This window comes from Bradyrhizobium sp. AZCC 1678 (assembly GCF_036924765.1).
GTDB classification, from domain to species: Bacteria; Pseudomonadota; Alphaproteobacteria; order Rhizobiales; family Xanthobacteraceae; genus Bradyrhizobium; species Bradyrhizobium algeriense.
Genome location: NZ_JAZHSE010000001.1, coordinates 6,936,493 through 6,955,808 on the forward strand (window position 1 = coordinate 6,936,493; position 19,316 = coordinate 6,955,808).

Here is a 19,316-nt window from a genome sequence, read left to right on the forward strand (position 1 = left end):
ATGGAACTGATGAACTTGAATCGAACTTGATGCGCTGTCGCACCTCAAGAATAGCGCCAACGACCAGAGGAGAGAAGTCGCCTCCAAACAACGGAGGGTTGAACGCCTCTTGGTAAGAGGCGTCACCAGGGATAGAATATTTGCCGGAAATAGTTCCTCCGAACGTGCGTGCGGAAGGATGGTGAGCCATGGCAACCTTCGACGCAGCCAAGCCTCCAGGAGCGGTCTCACTCAGTGTGGCCGCATCGCTCACAAGCCACACGCTGGCCCTCGCCCTTCCGCTCGCGCTGCTGCAGACCTACGATCGCATCCTGCCGAACCAAGCCTATGGCACGACCTTCGTGCTCGCCGTCGGTGTCACCGTGGCCATTCTGCTGGAGGCCATGCTGCGATATTCCCGTTCAGTGTTGTTCGCCTATGTGGGATCGGCATTCGAGTCGGAGATGACCGTCCGCGTGGTCGATCATGTGATGCACGCCAACAGCAAGGCTCTCCATCAACTCAGTGTCCCGGACCTGTCGGATGCGATGCGCGCCACGGGAGAGGTCCGCGACTTCTGGTCCGGCAATGCCGCCGTGGGTTTGCACGAATTGCCGTTCGCCGTGATCTACATCGCCTTGATCGCGTATCTGGGTTCGTGGCTTGCGTTGATTCCTCTTGCCTTTACAGCCCTCGCACTGCTTGCGGCGCTGGTAGTCATTCGGTCGGCAGCCATTGTCCAGCGCGAAGCCCAGGAAGCGCAGGTGCAGCGCCAGAAGCTTGGCTGGGGAATCTTCCTGGGCCTGCTCGAGGCAAAGGCCATGGCCGCCGAGACGCTGCTGACGCGACGCTATCGCGATGCTGTCGGGCGCGTCATGGATACGGCGGCGCAACTGGAGAACCGGATGGCGCTGATCAGCGAGAATGGCAAGCTGATGGCGCAGCTCTCGACGATTGGCATCGTCACCGCCGGCGCCTTCATGGTGGTCGGCGGAGAATTGACGACAGGCGGCCTCGCTGCATGCACGCTGCTGGCAGGGCGCTCGGTGGGGCCGGCGATGGGCGCCTTCGGCTATCTCAGCCGTCGCAATCAGCGGGGCGAGGCCGAAGGGCGAATAAGCAAAGTCCTGTCGCTGCCGCGGGCGCCGGTATGGACCACCGTTGGTGAGACGCGCCCCTTTACCGGTGGCACCATCGTCTTGTCGGGCCCTGCCTTGCACAGGGTGGGCGGTTCCGTCTCCATCCCGCAGGGCACCTTCGTTCATATCGACGCACCGAATGCTCCGGTCGCCACGATGACGCTCAGAACGGTGATGCGGCTGGAGGACTCGCTCGATCTTTCGATCACCTTTGACGGGTTACCGAACAGCGTCTATGACCCGCAGAGCTTTCGGCAAGGCGTGGCGGAAGCAGGTTCGCGCGGCGAACTGATCCGCGGCACCCTTCTTGAAAATCTCACTCTGTTCAGCCCTAACTTCGAAGCGGCGGCGATCCAGTTTTCGGAGCTGCTCGGCCTGAGTACGTTCGTCGATGGCTTGCGCCAGGGCTTCATGACGCCGGTCGGCCCCGGTGAAGTGGAGATCATAAGTCCCGGCATCGCCGCCCGCATCGGCCTAATCCGGGCACTGGTGCGACAGCCGCTCGTCCTGTGCCTCGACAATGCCGACGGGTCGCTCGATCTCGACGGCGTGGCGAGACTCCGTGAAATTCTGAAAGGGATGGAGGGCCATACGACGGTGTTCCTCGTATCGAGCAGGCCTGCCCTTACCGAGCTCGCGGATATGAAAATACGCGTCGATCGCAGAAAGACATCGACATGACGGACGCATCCATTCCCTCTGCTTTGCCGAGCGCCCCAAGTGCCGCCTCGAGTGCCCCCCCAAGTGCGACGGCCGGGGCGCCGAAGAGGCCGCCAACGTGGACCGAGACGGTGTGGCTGGAGCGCCTGGAAGCAGCCGTCGGACCCGATCGGCGCGCGGCGTCAGCGGTTGCGGATGCCTTGCCCGCGATGCTTGTGGCGCTCGGCTGGCTCGGCACGGCGCGAAGCTTGGCGGCCTTGCTGCCTGCTGCCGACGTGCCGATGACGCTGGATCATCTCGAGCAGATTCTTCCCGTCATCGGATTCCGCACCCATCGCTTGCCGGCGACGGGTACGCCGTCGGACACCAACAAGCTGCCCGCCGGCAGTCTCGTCCAGACACGCGCCGGAGATGTCGGAGTCTATCTCGGCCGGCCCGACGGCGAGGATCTCTGGCTCGCCAGGGACAGCTACTGCCGCCTTGCGCTTGGCAAAGATGACACGATCCTCGCAGTCGAGACTGACATCGACTTCCACCCGGTCAATGAGGCCCGGCCAAACTGGTTTCGCGGTCTCTTCGAACAGATACGCGATGAGCTTTTCAAGCTCTTCGCGATGAGTTTCGTCATCAACCTGCTGGCACTGTCCGTGTCGCTGTACACCATGCTGGTCTACAGCATCGTGATCCCCTCGGGCGCGACGTCTGCGATTTGGGGCGTGATGCTGGTGGCAAGCGTCGCCGCGATAGGCGGCTGGGGGCTCAGCATTGGCCGTCAGGTCGTCAGTTCATGGATGGGAGCATGGGTGGGTACGCGCATCGGGGCCGTGACCATGCGCAAGATGCTGGCGCTTCCCGCCGAAATGACGACGCGGCTCGGCGTCCAGAACAACATGGTTCGCATGCGCGGCTTCGAGAACGCGCGCTCCTTCCTGAGCGGCGCCGGCGGCCTCAATCTGATCGATTACCCGTTCCTCGTGATCTTTCTGGTGGTGGTGGCCCTGCTGGGCGGTTGGCTTGTCTTTGTGCCGATCGTTGCTCTCTTCGCCTACGCCGCGCTGGCCTTGCCGATGTCCGACTACGTGTCAAGCAAATCGACTGCTGCGGGCGTTGCTTCGGGTCGTCTCGAGGAGCATGCGGTGTCCGCCTTTCATGGCATGAACGCTTTCCATCAGGCTGGCGCGGACAGCCAGTGGCTCAGCCGGCTTGCTCAATTCGCGCGGGAATCGGCGGTACGTAACCGTGACTACGCGATTGCTGTCGCCCGCGCCCAGGCGATTGGACAGATGTTGAGCTCGCTGACGGTGCTGGCGACGTTGTGCGTCGGCATTGTTCTGGTCCTCGGCGGCACGATGCATGCTGGCGGATTGGTGGCGACCATGATGCTGATCTGGCGGATCACGACGCCCGCGCAGCAGGCGTTCAGCTCCGTGGTCCGTCTTCGCCAGGTGCAGAGTTCCGTGCAGCAAATCGACCGGCTGATGGCGACACCGGCGGAAAGCTCGGGCTCCGAATTCACCAGTCCGGTGGGCCTCGCCAATGTCATGCTCACCGCCGACCGCATCTATTATCGACCGGACGCCGACTACGATGCCGCGCTGAACGGCGTATCCTTCAATGTGCGGGCCGGAGAGCGGACCGCCATTGTCGGCCCCAGCGCCGGCGGAAAGACGGTGCTGCTGGAGTGCCTGGCCGGTTTGCGACGTCCTCACTCCGGCCGCGTTCTGATCGGTGGACGGGACATCCGGCAGTTCGACACCACGGAGTATCGCGCCTGGATCGGCTACGTGCCGCAATTTGTCCCGGCATTGCCCCTGACCGTCCGCGACTATTTTCGCCTGCGCGCGCCGACACTGACCGATGAGGAGGCCTTTGCCGCGCTCGATCGGGTGATCGGCGCCGACTGGCGGGAACTTCCACTGTTCGGTCGCAGCGCCGACAAGGTCCTGGATCGAGAGCTAAACCCGTTCTCCGACGACATGGCCGAACTGCAGTTCCGCCACCTCATGGCCTTTGTCGCGGCGACACTGAACCAGCCGGCAGTTCTGCTACTCGACGGCGATGGCATCGCCGGCACCCCAGAGTGGGACACGCGCATCCTGCGTTATCTCGATTCCATTCGCGGCGAGACAACGGTCATTTGGGCCCCTCATATCGCGGCCCATATCCAGGCCTGTCAACAGATCGTCGTTCTAGAGCGCGGCAGTGTGGTGCGCGCCGGCCCGACGGCGCAGCCTCCCGCACCGGCGGAACGGACGACGGTGAGCGGATGATGAAGTACGCTCGATTTGGTAGCGGCGAGCGACTCGCCCCCCGACTCTCGTGTTGTCATGCTTTCTTTGCGATCAGCCGCGGGACGACCTGTAGTTTTCACGCGATAACTGTTATGTTATAACATTACAGTTCGGGCTGAAGCGAGCATCGCATGGACGCGATCATTAGGAAGTGTAGGCACCGCGTTCGGTCAATCCGCGCGCCTTTTGGCGAGGATACCTCGTTTCGCCCTTTGCAATCTGGGCTGCGCCGTCAATGCGGTCACCTCTGTCCCGGCGCGGCTCCAATCCAGCGATCATCGGAAAGCCTCCGGGTGCGGTCGGCAAACGCAGCGATCGATTCCTCGCCAAGAGCTGTCCAGCGCTACCGCCATCAAGCACCTGAAACAACGAGAATACGACGGCTCATGCTCAAGACGTTAAGAACGGTCGTGCTTGCGGGACTCGTCTCACTATCACCGCTTGCTGCTGGTGCCGCGTCCGCCAAGAAGCTCAATGTGGTCGCCAGCTTTTCGATTATTGCTGACTTTGCGCGTCATGTCGGCGGAGACCGTATCGATGTCAGCTCACTCGTCGGAGCAAACGGCGATCCCCACGTTTACGAACCCAGGCCCGCGGACGTCAGAACGATTGCTGCCGCCGATATCGTACTCGTCAATGGCCTTCAGTTCGAAGGCTTTTTGAGACGTCTTATCGAAGCGAGCGGAACAAAGGCGCCGGTTGTCGAGCTTACGAAAGGAGTCCAGCCGCTCAAGAGCACTGAGCAAGCGCACGACCGCGAGCGATCTGGCCATCACCATCATCACGGCGACTATGATCCCCATGCGTGGCAAGCGGTTCCGAATGCCCGGATCTACGTCAAGAATATCGCCGACGCGTTCTGTTCGATCGATCCACCCGGCTGCAACACGTATGAGACAAATGCCAAAACCTATGATTCAACTCTCAGTGCACTCGATGACGAGATCAGAGCGACGATCGCACCCATCCCGACGCACAAGCGCGTTGTCATCACCGCGCATGAGGCGTTCGGCTACTTCGCTCACGAATACGGTTTGACATTCCTCGCGCCAGAAGGCCTCTCAACAGACGCCGAGGCCGCAGCATCCGACATCGCCGGTCTCATCCGGCAAATCAAGCGGGACAAGGTCGCCGCGGTCTTTGTGGAGAACATCACCGATCCCCGTCTCGTGCAGCGAATTGCCGCGGAAACAGGGTCGAAGGTCGGCGGAGAGCTCTATTCCGATGCTCTGTCCCGACCCGACGGGCCGGCGGCCACCTACGTTGACATGATGAAGCACAACGCCTCGACAATTCGGAATGCCATCATGCCTGCTGTCCCCTGATCGAACGCGGCTTGTTTCGGAGCGCGAATGCTGTTTTGAGAGGAAATATCCGATGACCAGAGTTCAAACCGGCACTATCGGTGTCCTTCTGACGACACTCGCCCTCAACTGCGCTGCTTTGGCTGGCGAGAAGACGGCGTGGCGCCTGTTCGTCTCCGACCATTCCGAGCCAATTGTGAATGTCATCGATCTCCTCAAGCAAGAGAAGATCGAAACCTTTGCGACCAAAGCGCCAGCTCGTCTCTACCGCAGCAAGACCGGACGGACGGTCCTTGCCGTGCAGAGAGGCGCGGACCTGGTCACAGCGATTGATAGTGGCATATCATTTGAAGATCATGGCGATCACGGCGACATCAAAGTCAAGGCGCCGGGATTGCTTGGCGTTGAGATCGCGGGCAAGCAGCCATCGCACGTGGTCGAGTATGGTGGTGAGATCGCGATCTTCTTCGACGGCGAGGGCCGCGCTCGAATCGCATCCGAAAGGATGATCCAGGAATCGAAGTCTGTTCTGCGCGAAACCGCGCCGGGGACGCCTCACCATGGGGTAGCGGTTGCGAATGATCGCTACACGCTCATTTCCGAGCCTAACGTCAAGAACTCAGATGCATTGCCCATTGGCATCAAGATCGTTGACAAGTCCGGTGCGCAAATCGGCGGCGTTCATCCGTGTCCGGACCTGCACGGCGAAGCAACATCGGGAAACATCCTTGTTTTCAGTTGCGCTACCGGACTTCTCGTTGCCAGCATGGATGGGTCCACGCCGCTGGTTAAGCACCTTCCCTACGCCGCCGCGCTGCCAAGTGGCAAGACGACTACCATGCTTGGCGGACGAGGCTTGCAATACTTCCTTGGCAACTACGGGTCGGACAAGGTCGTTCTGATAGAGCCGACTGACGCGGAGCCGTTTCGCCTGGTGACATTGCCAATGCGGCGGGTGGATTTTGCCGTCGATCCAGTCCGCGCAAAATTCGCGTACGTTTTCACGGAAGATGGACGATTGCATCGATTGGACGTTATCGCCGGAAAGCTCGACGGATCGCTACGAGTGACCGAGCCCTATTCCATGGATGGTCATTGGAATGATCCGCGACCGCGGCTGGCAGTCGCTGGTGACATGGTCGCGGTCACTGATCCAGCAAGAGGCGTCGTTGCGCTCGTCGACGCGATGAGCCTCACGAAAGCCGGCGAAATTACTGTCGGCGGGAGGCCCTTCAACATTGTGGCGGTGGGCGGGTCAGGTCAGTCTCATGACGAATAGCAGCTGATCTGAACCAACGCGGCCTTTGCAGAACGTGGCGACATCCGAGCCGAGTGCAAGATACGTGGACAAGAGAGTTGTTGCATTGCAGTCAAGAGTGCACCTTCTGAACATTGTCGGCCTCGTCAGCATGACTGTCTTGTCCAGTTCGGACCCAGCTTTTGCGGTAGGCCAGTCATCGGCCGTGCCGGCCTGGTTGCAGCCCCATGTCGGCGACAGCGAAGGTCAAATCGCACCAGTGGTCTTGGAGAGGGCTCGCGAGCTCTACCTGAAAAAGTTGCGTGCAGGCGCGGTCAAAAATCCCTGCTACTTCGCCATGGACGCTACGCGACCCAACTATTCAAGTGAAGGCTACTTGGGGCGCCGGTTCTACATTATCTGCGAAGCCGACCGGTCGTTCCGCGCAATTTCAGCGGGTCACGGCAGCGGTCGCGATTTGAAAGGTATCGTGGATTTTGCAAATGGGAGGCGGTGCGCGAAGAACTTCGGCAATGCGATAGATTCCAACCTGACAGCCGGCGGCGCGTATGTGACGGCCGAGACGAAGACCTCCGTCAAAGGCTACTACCGCGTTTCGGCAAAGCAAGACGCGATCCTCATACGCTCATTCGTTCAGTTTGACGGTGAAGGCGAGACCGCGAATGCCAGACAACGCGCGATCGGGGGACATGCAGCCGTATCACTAAAGGGAGTATGTCTTCGAAGGAACCCGCGCAGCCCCTACGCGAGTCATGACGGTTACGTTCCATTTGGAACGCTGGTCGATTACTCTGCAGGCCGCAGCAATGGTTGCACCAGTTGGTCGCCATCGGACGCCGAGCAAGTCATCGCGTTGACGAAAGACAATCCGACCACGGTCTACATTTATCCTGAATCACACGACATCGACGCCATCGCCCAGGCAGTTGCGGCTGACCAGTTGCCATCGCGCCGGGGGCTATATTGGAACCGATCCTGCTTGAAAGAAATCAGGTCTCCGAAATTTTGGTCAAAAGAAGCTCTCGAGCCAATCCTTGCTCAATACAAGAAGAATAATCCGGCGCCGCCGTCGCAGCCGGCGCCGATTTGCAAGGAGCCGTGAATCAACGCCGGAGATTCCGAGGCGACGGAAGCAATTCGCGACCTCGTTGAGACAGTGACGGTATTTAGAGACCCTACGCGGCCAGGCGGCGTCACGGTCGAAATCGCCGGGCGCTTAACCGCCTTACTGCACGAACCTATATTCCCCAACAACGTTCGAGGAGTGTGGTGAGCGGCCCGAGACATAGGTGACAAAACGTACCGGACACATGGGTTACACTTTCCGCTTTTGTTCTGCGGGAGGTGTGGATGCCGTGGAAAGCGAGTTCGGTGATGGAAGAACGCCTTCGCTTTGTCGCCCGGCTGCTGGACGGCGAAGCCATGACGGACGTCTGTCGGGAGTTCGGCATATCCCGTAAGACCGGCTATAAGATTTTCGACCGCTACAGGGAACAGGGGCTGGCCGCCCTGAGCGACCGGTCGAGGAGACCGGTACGCTATGCCAATCAGTCCCGGAGCAAATCGAGGGCCTGATTGTTCGCCTGAAGGCTGAGAAGCCACACTGGGGGGCGCGCAAGATCCGCGAACTGCTGGTTCGGCGGCTCGATGGCGATGTCAGGATTCCCGCCAAAAGCACCATCCATGCGGTGCTCGATCGCCATGGCCTGGTCAAGCGTGGCGGCGGGCCGCGCCACCGCGCGCGCGGCACGCCGCTGTCCGCGGGCGGTGGACCCAACGATTTGTGGTGCACTGACTTCAAGGGAGAGTTCAAGCTCGGCAATGGTCGGTATTGTTATCCGCTGACCGTCACCGATCATGCCTCGCGCTTGCTGTTGTTGTGCGAAGCGCTCGATTCAACGCGTGAAGACCCTGCAATTACAGCCTTCGAGCGCCTGTTCCGCGATCGTGGTCTGCCGCTTGCCATCCGCTCCGACAATGGCGTGCCCTTTGCCAGTCCCAATGCCTTGTTCAATCTTTCCAAGCTCTCGGTGTGGTGGCTTAGGCTTGGCATTGCCATCGAGCGTATCAAACCAGGGCATCCCCAACAAAATGGCCGGCATGAGCGCATGCATCTAACCCTCAAGAAGGAGGCCACTCGTCCGCCGGGCTTCAACAGCCTGCAGCAACAGGAGCGGTTCGATGCCTTCCTCCGCGAGTTCAATGCCGAACGTCCGCACGAAGCACTCGACATGAAGTGTCCTGCCGAACTCTACACCGCCTCGGCGCGCTCCTACGTCGGCCTGCCGGAACTGATCTACCCCTTCCACGACCGTGACGTCGTCGTCACTGCGTGCGGCCGCCTCTGCCTGCATCGCAAGAGGATCAACATCTCAACCGTCCTGGCCGGCCAAAAGCTCGGCATCAAGGAAGTCGACGAGGGCATTTGGCTCGTCAGCTTCATGCACTATGATCTGGGATACTTCGACCTGGAGCAGAAAACCTTGCAGCCCCTCGACAACCCGTTCGGCACTAGGTTGTCACCCATGTCTTAGGTACGTTCCGTTACCCATGTCTTCGGGCCGGACATGGTGAAAGGTGGTAGCGAGAGAGGGACTCGAACCCCCGACCCCAGGATTATGATTCCCGTGCTCCGACGGTTTGAGTCCTTTGGCGCGGACATTTCCGCATGGATCGGCCTGAAATCCGCCAAAAAACTCAACCTCAATAGGGCCTTGTCGGGTCGGTTTTCGCGGACGACCGACCGCGATGCGCTACCGATCTGCTACGGGCTGGGGGCCAACGGAGTTGGCCATGGCACCCAAATCCCAGCGAAAGGAAATCACCCAGGCAGTCGTCGACGAGGCCTTGGCGCGCGCCTCGCGCGCCAAGGATTCGAAGGAAATTCACGACTACTTCGACACGACGCAGCGCTACTTGCAGCTGCGGCAGCGGGGCCGCTCGGTCAGCTGGTTCGTGCGCGCCAAGGGGCAGTCGCGGAGAATCGGAAGCGCGAGCCAGGCCCCCGGGGATCGGGAATTTCTCAGCCTGAAGGCAGCCCGGCGGAAGGCCGGCGAAGTCTTCTTCGCGATGAAGCCGAGGAGCGCCCTCAATCTCTCCGGCAGGTCCGGCTGGACATGGGCGGAGCTCGATCGGCAGTACCAGGCGTCGCTCAAGCTGCTGCGCAAGAAGGGCAAGAAGATCAAGCGGCCTTCCAAAGGGACCCAGGACGACGTCCGGCTGTGCTTCGGCAAGCCGGAGTTCGTCGGCTGGCGGAAGATCAGGCTCGCCGACCTCACCGACCTCAACCTCATCAAGCTGATCGGTGAGGTGCACACGGCGCGCGGTCATCGGGCCTGCGAGAAGACGCTGGCTTACGTCAAGGCCGCCCTGTCGTGGGCACACTCCGAACAGACGATCGAAAGCGGGCTCGCCGGTGCGATGCCGTGGTGGGCAGCGATCAAGCCGCCGCAGCCCAAATCGGATGAAATCGGGCAGATGGAGACGCGGCAGCGCACGCTGGTCGCCGCGAAAAACGATTTCACGGTCGAGAACTTGGGCGATCTGCTGGCGCGTCACGAGCGGTTCTGCGCCGATCGTGCCGGGAACGAGCGGATCTCACCGGCCGTGCGCTGGGGCGTATGGTGGTTCGCGTTGACCGCCAACCGTCGTTTCACGCTTAGTCAGCTCAGGCGCGACGACCTGCAGCCTATCGATCCCCTCAACCCGTATTCCTCGCCGGATCAACCCTGGGGCATTGCCGAATGGCCGGCCGAAGCGGTCAAGAACAAGGTGCCATTCATGCTCCCGGTTCCCCCGATCGGGCTCCACGTCGCCAATTCGTGCATGTGGGATTGGAGGCTGCTTGTCGGCAAAAAGCGTGGCTTCCGCAGCGCCACCGAATGGCTGTTCGCATCGACCAGGCGCCGAAGCCGTCGCGATCACCCCGACAATCCCGATCCCGGCCTGTACCCAAATAGCCTGAACGCGCATCTCCGAGCCATGCGAGGAAAGAAGAAGAACGGAATGAACAGGATAGACTACCTGAAGGGCCTCCCGCCTGTCTGGCCTCACCTGGTCCGGTCCGTAGCCACGAATTTTTTCGCTCGGCACCGCCGGACCTTACCTGCGGCAGCCGCATCCGCGATGCTTGGCCACGTTCTGCCGAACGACAACGATGTTGACTGGCGCCGGATGTCGAAGACAACGGAGGACTACTACCTCACCGCCCAGCACATGGACCTGAAAGCGGAGGCGATGAAACTCTGGAGCGAGGCGCTCGTGAAGGCTTATGTCGAAGCCGGAGGAATGCTCCCGATGCCGCGCGAGCAGGCCCCGCTCGCTACAGGTCCGACCTGGATACTACCGAGGCTACCGAAGGCGAAAAGCTGGCCGCGCGCCGCGTGAATGACGCGCCGGGCATAGTTTGTCCCCTAACAGCTCTCCAACCTGCTGGAATCGCTAAGTCGAGATTCTACCGACGCGCGCAGAGAAACGCCGACATCGAGCAAAGTGCGTCCTCTAAGGCTGATGCATCTGGGTGCGACGTGGAAGCCGTGCGTTGCGCAGGTACTTCTGACCTTCCTGTCCTCAGTCAGACCCAGTTCTCGACTCTAACCCCCGGCATGCGAGTAAACTCGCGCATGTTGTTAGTGACGATGATCAATCCTTCGCTGCGGGCATGTCCACCGATCTGCATGTCATGAGGACCACAGGGCGTTCCCACACGCTCGAGTTCTGCCCGGACCTGACCGTAATGCGCGGCCGCCTTGTCCGCAAATGGCAGCACGTCAAGACGGGCCACGAAATGCTCGATAGCCGTTAGATTGTCGGCGCGGCGTGCGGATTTCTCTGCGCCATAATGCAACTCGCCAAGCGTGATGCTTGAGATGCAGAGTTGTTCGGCCAGTGCATTGAACTTTTCGCGTAGTTCCAGTGGATAGTTCTTTATGACGTAGATGCAGATGTTCGTGTCGAGCATATAGGTGAGCATCAGAGCGGCTCGCGCTTCTCGGCTGCCGGCTGTCCACGCTCAACCATGAAATCCTCGCTGACGCGCGGTCCGTTCTGAAACAGATCATCCCATCGTTTGCCTTGAGGCACGATCACGCGGCTGCGGCCAATCTTCAGAATGTCAACCTGATGTACGTTCTCTGGAAAGGCGACTGCCTTGGGCAGGCGGACGGCTTGGCTGCGATTACTGATGAACACCGTCGAGGTCGTCATGTTGCTTCCTAAGTGTATATCCAAATGGGATATACATAGACCAGCGATGATATTTTACAAGACCGCCCTGTCTGGCCATTTAGTCCCTACGGGTGGAATCCAAGTTCCGACCGTGGAGAGGGGCGCGTCCGACGCTCCGATCCGCCATCAAGTTCGTTCCCTCGTTCGGAATCGGCAAGGAGATCGGCAAAAACAGGGGCGAAACTCTTTCCAACATGCCTGAAAATAGTGCAATATTATGGTGTTATAGGTAAATCGCGAAGGCAGAAAGATCGGCAAAATGACCAGTATCGCTCACATGGAACCGATGCTTCCGGACCTTGATCCCGGCCTCAGTGATCAGGTACTCGCTCTGGTCGAGAAGTCCAGCTCCTTCAGCGGAGGCCTCAACGCGTCGCTTAAAGCTTCCGTCGGCGACATCGTCAGGGCGATGAACTGCTACTACTCCAACCTCATCGAAGGTCACGATACCCATCTCGCCGACATCGAGCGAGCGATGAAGAACGACTATTCGAAGGAGCCGAAGAAGCGGGACCTTCAGCTCGAGGCTAAAGCTCACATCGAAGTGCAGGGGATCATCGATCGCGGAGAGATGCCGTCCCCGGCTTTGTCGGTCGAGGGCATCTGCTGGATCCACCGGGAGTTCTGCAGCCGTCTTCCTGACAGCCTGCTGGCAATCGAGGACCCCGTCATGAAGACGACGATCCGCATGACGCCTGGCGAACTCAGAACGCGACACGTAAAGGTCGGCGAGCACCTTGCCCCCGAGCCGGCAACGCTGCCGGCTCTTCTTGCCCGCTTCGTCCAGGCCTACTCGTCGCCGATGCTGAGCAAGACGCAGCGAATTCTTTCAGTCGGCGCCGGTCATCACCGCTTGGCCTGGATCCATCCTTTCATGGACGGAAACGGCCGCGTCACCCGCCTCTTGTCGCATGCGCTCCTGAAAGAACTCGGCATCGGCTCGGAGTTGTGGTCCGTATCGCGCGGCCTGGCGCGCAACGTCGGCCGCTACAAGGAACTGCTGCAGGCCGCGGACGAGCCTCGTCGCGGAGATCTGGACGGGCGCGGCACCTTGACCGAAGCCGGCCTCGCCGAATTCTGCCGGTTCTTCCTTGAGGTCTGCATCGATCAGATCGACTTTATGAGGTTTCTGCTCAATCCTTCCGAGCTTATGAACCGCGTCGAGGTCTGGGCGGACGAGGAGGTTCGAGCCAAGCGTCTTCCCAAGGGTTCATGGCGGCTCCTGCGGGAGGCGATCTTGATCGGAGAGTTTCCGCGCGCACGCGCTGTCGAATTGACAGGTTACCAGGATAGGCAGGCGCGCACGGTACTCGGCGAGTTGGTCGCGAAACGCCTCCTAGTGTCCGATACGCCGAAGGGCCCTGTCCGTCTTGGCTTCCCGTCGACCGTCATCGAGCGCTGGTTTCCTGGACTGTACCAGCCGCGTCCGTCGGTCGTCGCCGAGGCGAGCAAGACCCCAGCCCCGACCGCAGCCAGCGACGGCGAGAAAGCCAAGCTGGCCGAGGAATTGAGCTCGCGCATGGCGCGGCGGGGCTGGGCGGTCCCGGACAATTTCGCAGAGACGATCACCATCTATGCCGACGAGAGCGCCCTCGCTGCCATGCTGGAACAGGTCTGGCGAGCCAGCACGCTCAAAGACCTGCTCGACGAGCACCAGATAGTCATGCCGGGAATGGCGAACGACTAGGGTCACCCTGAAAAAAAGCCCCGCCGTTTCGGCGGGGCTTTTTGCGATCGCTGGCCTATGCCCAAATCGCGGACGTTCTATGGTGTGAACCAGACCGGTGGCGCCGAGTAGAGGACCTACTTTGCCCCGATTAGGGGACGTACTTGTAGGGGACGAACTTTGCCCGTCGCTGCAGTGAACCGGTTGCTCCCGGTAAGTTCGAGGCTGCATCAGCTCGTGCGCGCGGCAACTTGGGGGACCTGCGGAGGACGGCTTCTCGCGTTCGGGTCCTATAGGGTGCGCATCCTCAAGCCAGTGGTTCAGAGAAGGTCTCGTCGATGCATGGAGAACGCGACGGGACCGCCTGATCTGGAAGCCGCACCTCGGGATTTTGTCTTGCATCGTCTGAAGGCCGCCCGGGCGACCGGAGCGACGATGCTCCAACGACGGGCCGGTGGTTTGTGAAAGGTCTGACCGAATCTTAGGCCATTCGGAATTCGTGTTGAAACATCGCGCCGGGTCAGCTGGAGGCCAAGCCGGCGTCCCGGCGGGTGTCCTCGGTTGATTGGCTTTCCGGCCTCAGTCAGGTACGCCCTTAAATTTTATGTGCGTTCTGCGCGCCCGGTGTCAGGGCGCGCGCACCTTGATGCCGCCAAGGCCGTTGGCGGCTTTGGCGAAATCCTGGTCAAAGCTGATGAAGGCCTCACAGCCTCCCGCCTTGGCCAGATGCAGACCATCCGCAAAGTCCACGCCCTGCCGCATCCAGCCCAACGCCATCGCCGCGGCGGTAGCATCTTCCAGACTCACGCGCGGCAGCCCCGCGAAATCGGAGAGGGCCTTGGCGCACTGGGCAGCGGAAAACCCATAGACGCTCCGCAGCACCCACTCGGTCTCCAGCAGGACTGTGGTGCAGACGAAGACGTCATTGTTGTCGATCAGCCTGCGTGCCCGGCCAGCCTGTCCGGGATCGTCGCCCACGAGATAGCGGACGATGAGCTTAGTATCGATTGCGAGCATGCCCCCGTTTCGCCTCGGCGGCGATCCCCGCCTCCATATCCGCGATCGACTTTGCCGGCCCCTCATAGGATAGGGAGCCAAATACGTCTTTCGGGCGGGTGGGCGCAAAGGCGGGCTTCGCCTTCAGCAATACGCCCTCGGGGTTATCCTCCACCATCAGTTCCGTTCCGGCAGGCCAGTGCCGCTGTTCCCGGATCGCCTTGGGCAATATCACCTGGCCCTTGGTCGAGACGGTGGTGGTCAGTTTCTGCTTGGCGGACATGGCGGCTTCATCCGGTAAGACAAAAGTAAGATAGTCGGGCCTGGGCCGGATGGCAAGGCCCACCTATATCGGGACCGTCCGAGGTGCAATGCAGGTTGTGTTCGACGCACTCGCTGATCTCTCGACGGTCAATGGCGCGCGCCAGCGACCGGACACGCCGATCTGGAAGCTGGAGGCATCGCTGCGATACCGGCACGGGCAAGCGGCACCCAATTGCCGGTGGAAGCCGGCGGCGAACGTCGTCAGGCTGCCCGAGAGAAAACGCTCGCTTCGAGCCGTGGTATCCGGAGAGCGAACGCTGACGAGGTCGCAGCAGAGGAGACGATGAGCGACCGCGACGGGAGAGGCGTTTTGCTGACCGACGGGCATCAAGCGCTCGCTCGCCCATGGCGTCATTCCACACGATAATCCGGATAGCCGAATCTTAGAGTAAGGATTCGGTCAAGCAGCCTGACCGGCGAAGAGACCCGGCAGATGTCGCCGGATGTAGCGACCGCAAATCCTTGCAGACGAGCCCGTCGCGATGGCGGGAGCATCCCAAACGTGGCAGGTTGGACGGCCTTTGCAAAGTTGGACGTCCGCGGAGCAAAGGATTTTCCCGGAGGAGCCGTGACGAAATCTGAATCCTTCGTAAGGATCAGGAAACAACTTAGGGAGACTCTCGGCCGCAGGGTTAGGGAGCTAAGGCTATCTTCGAAAATGTCTCAGAGGGACTTGGCCGAGGACTCCGGAATCCGTCAGGCGCTCATCAGCCAGATCGAGCGAGGGAGAAGCGAACCCGACGCTCGACTCGGTCGTGAGGATCGCAATGGCGCTGGACGTCGACCTTGCGGAACTTTTCGAGCAATGAGTTGCGAAATCAGTACTACCAGCCGACTGGGTTCCGGTCGCGCAGTCCGATCCAAGCGCGAACCTCCAAGGCAGAACTTTCGCGCTCGATCGCCATATCTTCGGCGCAATTTTCTGACACGCTATAACGTATCACTGCGACGCAACGCAGCTCCACCCCCTTTCTCATCATAGAAGTTCGCATTCGAGCACGTCGGATTCGACCTTAGGAAAGGAGCGCACCCCATGTTCATCGATCATCATCGTTCTGACCGTGTCGCCTTTCTCACGCAACATGCTCAGGACAATGTGCCATGCGCAGCAATCAATTCCGCAATGGATCGACCGCCCCGGTCTTCTTCTCGAGCCGCAAATGCAAAGTCGCGATTCCCGTACGCCACATCCTTCTCCGCGACGCGCTCCAGCAAGCGAGCCTTGAGCCTTCGGTTCGCGCGATCCGCTATCGGCAGACTCCGGACCTACATGGTACGCAGGCCTCGCTAACGGGAGTGGTTATAGACAGGATAGACGGCGATTTCCTGCTCGTGGTTTGCGAAACGCGGCCGCGACGCAGTGCGGAGGAGTTGGTCCGCCTCGGCAGCATCCTGGAGCGCAACGGACTGCGCCTCCTCGAACGCGATGCTTTCGACATTAGACGCGAACCACTGTTCTCAAATGCGAGAACAGTCTGGTCCTACGAGCGCTATCACGTGCCCCTCAACGATAGGCTCAGGATCGCGGCGGTGCTTGCCGAGGATGGCCCTCAGTCGATCATCGAGATCGAAGAGCGTGCTTGCCCTACCTGTGACATTATCGCTGCCGTTTGCGCGATGGCCTGCGAAGATCTTTTGGAGTTCAATATCCAGGAGGCCCCTTTGGGGCCATCTAGCATGGTGCGCGGACGCTAGGGGATATGGCTGCCGAAGAAGGGCCTTACAGCACGGCAGGGGCGGGCCTGCGGAATGCGCCCAGTCCAATCGACCGCACGGCGGCACGCGGCCAGCATAGGTGACGTCGCTCGCGCCGTGGCGCCGGATAGCGTTCGGACTGTTCGGCGCCACGGCGACCGCATCACTTAGCCGGTCGCTGGATCACCGACGACTATTCAAAAGCCATCGTGCGCCGTGGCTGGTTTTACCCCTCTCAGCTCTGCCACCCGACGGTCTCTCGACGGAGTGAAGGAATGAACTTGCACGTAGCGGGTCAGCGCGACCTCCTCGCGCGAGCCTACCTTGACATGTTGGCCGCCGAAGCCGGCACGAGCAGTGGTCCGCTCCTGCGCAGCGGCAACCCCGACGATCCCATCGAGCGGCTCATCGACGATCTGTCGACCAGCCCCGAGTCAGTGGGACGGACGTCGATCCGAGCAGACCTCGCGGCCGCCGCGGTGCTCGTCGCGCGCGCAATCGAGCCGGTCAGCGGACTCACCCGTGAACTGCGACGAGGCTGTCCGGTGGTTTCGCTCGCCACCCATGGAGCGGAGGTGGTCTCCCTGGTCCGGCAGGTGCTAAAAATATGCGCGTTCGGCGCCGAGGCGAAAGTGCTCGACGATCGAACGTTCGACCGTGGTGGATATACGCGCCCTGTACTGCTTCTTGCCAGAGACGGCACGTCAAACGAACACAAGGCGGAACGAGGAAACGACACGGTAGCAAGCGCCCTGCACGCTCGGGCACCCGTTTTCGGAGTCGCCCCCGATCCTCGCCGCCACCTGCCGAGGGATCTCCTTCGCGCAGCCGAACATCACCTCTCGCTCAGCCAACTGGATTCTTCCGCCATCGCGCTCGTGATCGAAGCCGTGACCGGAAGATCTCCGAGCGCGACCGTTGATGAGCAAGTCGTCCGCGCGATCGACATCTCGGATCTTGCTCTCTCGGTTCGCTCGGATCGCATGGCAGACGATTGCGTAAAGCGGCTGGAAAGGATCGTCTCGACGAAATCGTTTTTCGACCATCGAGGTCCATGCCTTGAGGAGCTCGCGGGCTATGGCGCGGCGCGCGAATGGGGTCTCAACCTCGTTGAGGACCTCCGCGAATACCGGGCCGGCCGCCTCGAGTGGGAATGCATCGAAAAGGGCCTCCTCCTGGCTGGCCCGCCCGGCGTAGGTAAGACGCAATTCGCGCGCGCGGTCGCGAAGTCTGCAGGTGTGCCTCTGGTGGCCACTTCCGTTGCCGATTGGAACGCTGCGGCTTACCTCTCGGGTACGTTGGCGGCCATCAAGGAGGCATTCTCGCAGGCGCGCAAGCTCGCCCCGTGCATCCTATTTATCGATGAATTGGACGGAATATCGGATCGCGCAACTCTGACGACGGAGTACAAGGAATATTGGACCCAGATCGTCAATCTCCTGTTGGAGCTGTTGGCAGGCATCGAAGAGCGGCCCGGCGTGGTCGTGATCGGGGCAACAAATCACCCCGAGCACATCGACGCTGCGGTACGGCGCGCAGGACGCATCGATCGCACGATCGAGATCGAGTTGCCCGACGCTCAGAGCCTCGCTGCGATCTTCCGCTTTCATCTGGGACCGGAGGCCCTGCCCAACGTGGATTTGATGCCCGCCGCACTCGCGGCGGGCGGCAAGACAGGGGCAGACGTTGAGGCTTGGGTCCGGAGGGCGAAGTCGCGCGCCCGCCGCGCCAAGCGCGAGCTTCAGCTGAAGGATGTCATTCACGAGGTCAGGTGCGGTCGCGAAGCAATGCCGGAAAACCTGCGGTGGTCCTGTTCGGTTCACGAGGCCGGACACCTCGTCGTGGGCGTCGCTTTGGCCGTGTTCGAGCCACAAGCGCTGACGATCCTGGATCGCGGCGGCGCAACGCGCGTCGAGCTCTCGCGGGCCAACTCACAGACCCAATCCGGAATCGAAAATTACATCATAGCGCTTCTGAGCGGCCGCGCCGCCGAGGAGGTTATCTTGGGCGCATCCCAAGCCACAGCCGGAGCGGGTATTGGGGAAGACAGTGATTTTTCACGGGCGACCCAAACCGCAACCGACCTGGAACTTCGGTTCGGCTTCGGAGCGATCGGCGTCGCACATTTCTCAGACCGCGCTACAGAAATGCTTCTGCACGATCCATCCGTCGTGACTCTGATCACAAAACGCCTGGATCGTTGCTTGACGCGAGCGCGCGAACTCATCGCCGGAAACCGCAAACCCGTCGAAGCGGTGGCGCGCCGATTGGAAGAAACGGGTTATCTGGATCGTGCCGCGATCGACGAACTGCTGAAGGCGCACCCGGTCCGGAACATCGTGCCGGACGACCACGGCGGAGAGACCGGAGGATCGAGGTAACGCTCGGAATATCGCGCGACGCGCATCCGCTTCTTGTCCGAGCAGCAACCTTCCGGAGGTGCGCACCGACGGACCGGAGACGCGGTCGTCGGAGGCATCGCGATGCGAAATTTCACCGGACATGGAGGTCAGCGCATGCTGAGGGTGACGGTTGAGCTTGTGCCCGCGGGCGTGGAGGAGTTCCGACGCACGATCGGATCGATGGCCATCGGCAATATCGGCGGCCCCGCCGAGTTGGCCGACTATCGGATCAGCGTCACGGAGGCGGCGAACCCGCTGGCGGGGACGCCGCCGCAGGTTCGTCATTTCACCGTGCGCGGCCACGCGCGACGACAGAGCGTGTGGAAGCTGCTCGCGCGCGCCATCGCCGAGATGGACGGCGAAGACCCCTGACCTT

Annotated in this window: 15 protein-coding genes and 1 pseudogene; 12 read left to right on the forward strand and 4 right to left on the reverse strand. The window is 61.1% G+C overall.

Going from position 1 to position 19,316, the window contains the following annotated elements:
* Positions 1 to 188: 188 nt before the first annotated feature.
* The 7 genes and pseudogenes from V1294_RS33215 to V1294_RS33245 all read left to right on the forward strand — a co-directional run bounded on the left by V1294_RS33215 (position 189) and on the right by V1294_RS33245 (position 11,017).
* On the forward strand, positions 189 to 1,799 hold the full coding sequence (locus V1294_RS33215; RefSeq protein WP_334503161.1) for an ABC transporter transmembrane domain-containing protein: 1,611 nt from the start codon (positions 189 to 191) through the stop codon (positions 1,797 to 1,799).
* Between the two features lie 188 nt (positions 1,800 to 1,987).
* The gene (locus V1294_RS33220; RefSeq protein WP_334503163.1) at positions 1,988 to 4,048 is read left to right on the forward strand and encodes an ATP-binding cassette domain-containing protein; all 2,061 of its coding nucleotides are present in this window, start codon (positions 1,988 to 1,990) and stop codon (positions 4,046 to 4,048) included.
* A 407-nt stretch (positions 4,049 to 4,455) separates the two neighbouring features.
* Positions 4,456 to 5,394, forward strand: coding sequence for a zinc ABC transporter substrate-binding protein AztC (gene aztC / locus V1294_RS33225; RefSeq protein WP_334503166.1), 939 nt, complete (start codon positions 4,456 to 4,458; stop codon positions 5,392 to 5,394).
* Between the two features lie 52 nt (positions 5,395 to 5,446).
* A complete protein-coding gene (gene aztD / locus V1294_RS33230) occupies positions 5,447 to 6,652 on the forward strand; it encodes a zinc metallochaperone AztD (RefSeq protein WP_334503170.1) in 1,206 nt (401 codons plus the stop codon).
* Positions 6,653 to 6,782: 130 nt separating this feature from the next.
* Positions 6,783 to 7,733, forward strand: a complete 951-nt coding sequence (locus V1294_RS33235; protein ID WP_334504919.1) for a hypothetical protein — start codon at positions 6,783 to 6,785, stop codon at positions 7,731 to 7,733.
* 248 nt (positions 7,734 to 7,981) lie between these two features.
* Positions 7,982 to 9,165 (forward strand): annotated as a pseudogene (locus tag V1294_RS33240) (integrase core domain-containing protein).
* Between the two features lie 259 nt (positions 9,166 to 9,424).
* Positions 9,425 to 11,017, forward strand: coding sequence for a hypothetical protein (locus tag V1294_RS33245; RefSeq protein ID WP_334503173.1), 1,593 nt, complete (start codon positions 9,425 to 9,427; stop codon positions 11,015 to 11,017).
* Positions 11,018 to 11,204: 187 nt separating this feature from the next.
* Here V1294_RS33245 and vapC read toward each other — a convergent pair whose 3' ends face one another.
* A complete protein-coding gene (gene vapC, locus V1294_RS33250; protein ID WP_275198039.1) occupies positions 11,205 to 11,603 on the reverse strand; it encodes a type II toxin-antitoxin system tRNA(fMet)-specific endonuclease VapC in 399 nt (132 codons plus the stop codon).
* Entirely contained in the window at positions 11,603 to 11,836 is a 234-nt protein-coding gene (gene vapB / locus V1294_RS33255) for a type II toxin-antitoxin system VapB family antitoxin (RefSeq protein WP_334432905.1), read from the reverse strand. Before vapB ends, vapC begins: the two co-directional genes overlap by 1 nt.
* Positions 11,837 to 12,116: 280 nt before the next feature.
* Here vapB and V1294_RS33260 point away from each other — a divergent pair, with 280 nt between their 5' ends.
* A complete protein-coding gene (locus V1294_RS33260; protein ID WP_334503176.1) occupies positions 12,117 to 13,544 on the forward strand; it encodes a Fic family protein in 1,428 nt (475 codons plus the stop codon).
* A gap of 606 nt (positions 13,545 to 14,150) precedes the next feature.
* Here the strand turns inward: V1294_RS33260 and V1294_RS33265 are convergent.
* Both V1294_RS33265 and V1294_RS33270 read right to left on the reverse strand, forming a co-directional pair.
* The gene (locus V1294_RS33265; RefSeq protein WP_334432897.1) at positions 14,151 to 14,540 is read right to left on the reverse strand and encodes a type II toxin-antitoxin system VapC family toxin; all 390 of its coding nucleotides are present in this window, start codon (positions 14,538 to 14,540) and stop codon (positions 14,151 to 14,153) included.
* On the reverse strand, positions 14,521 to 14,802 hold the full coding sequence (locus V1294_RS33270; RefSeq protein WP_334503178.1) for an AbrB/MazE/SpoVT family DNA-binding domain-containing protein: 282 nt from the start codon (positions 14,800 to 14,802) through the stop codon (positions 14,521 to 14,523). The genes V1294_RS33265 and V1294_RS33270 overlap by 20 nt, the downstream gene beginning before the upstream one ends.
* A 699-nt stretch (positions 14,803 to 15,501) precedes the next feature.
* Between V1294_RS33270 and V1294_RS33275 the strand changes: the two genes are divergently transcribed.
* From V1294_RS33275 to V1294_RS33290, 4 genes are all read left to right on the forward strand, one after another.
* Positions 15,502 to 15,825: a helix-turn-helix domain-containing protein gene (locus V1294_RS33275; RefSeq protein WP_334504921.1), complete on the forward strand. Its 324-nt coding sequence runs from the start codon at positions 15,502 to 15,504 to the stop codon at positions 15,823 to 15,825.
* 119 nt (positions 15,826 to 15,944) lie between these two features.
* Positions 15,945 to 16,538, forward strand: a complete 594-nt coding sequence (locus V1294_RS33280) for a hypothetical protein (RefSeq protein ID WP_334503180.1) — start codon at positions 15,945 to 15,947, stop codon at positions 16,536 to 16,538.
* A gap of 275 nt (positions 16,539 to 16,813) precedes the next feature.
* Positions 16,814 to 18,919 (forward strand): AAA family ATPase, encoded by a 2,106-nt coding sequence (locus tag V1294_RS33285; RefSeq protein WP_334503182.1) that lies wholly within the window; start codon positions 16,814 to 16,816, stop codon positions 18,917 to 18,919.
* A gap of 135 nt (positions 18,920 to 19,054) precedes the next feature.
* Positions 19,055 to 19,312 (forward strand): hypothetical protein, encoded by a 258-nt coding sequence (locus tag V1294_RS33290; protein ID WP_334503184.1) that lies wholly within the window; start codon positions 19,055 to 19,057, stop codon positions 19,310 to 19,312.
* Positions 19,313 to 19,316: the final 4 nt, after the last annotated feature.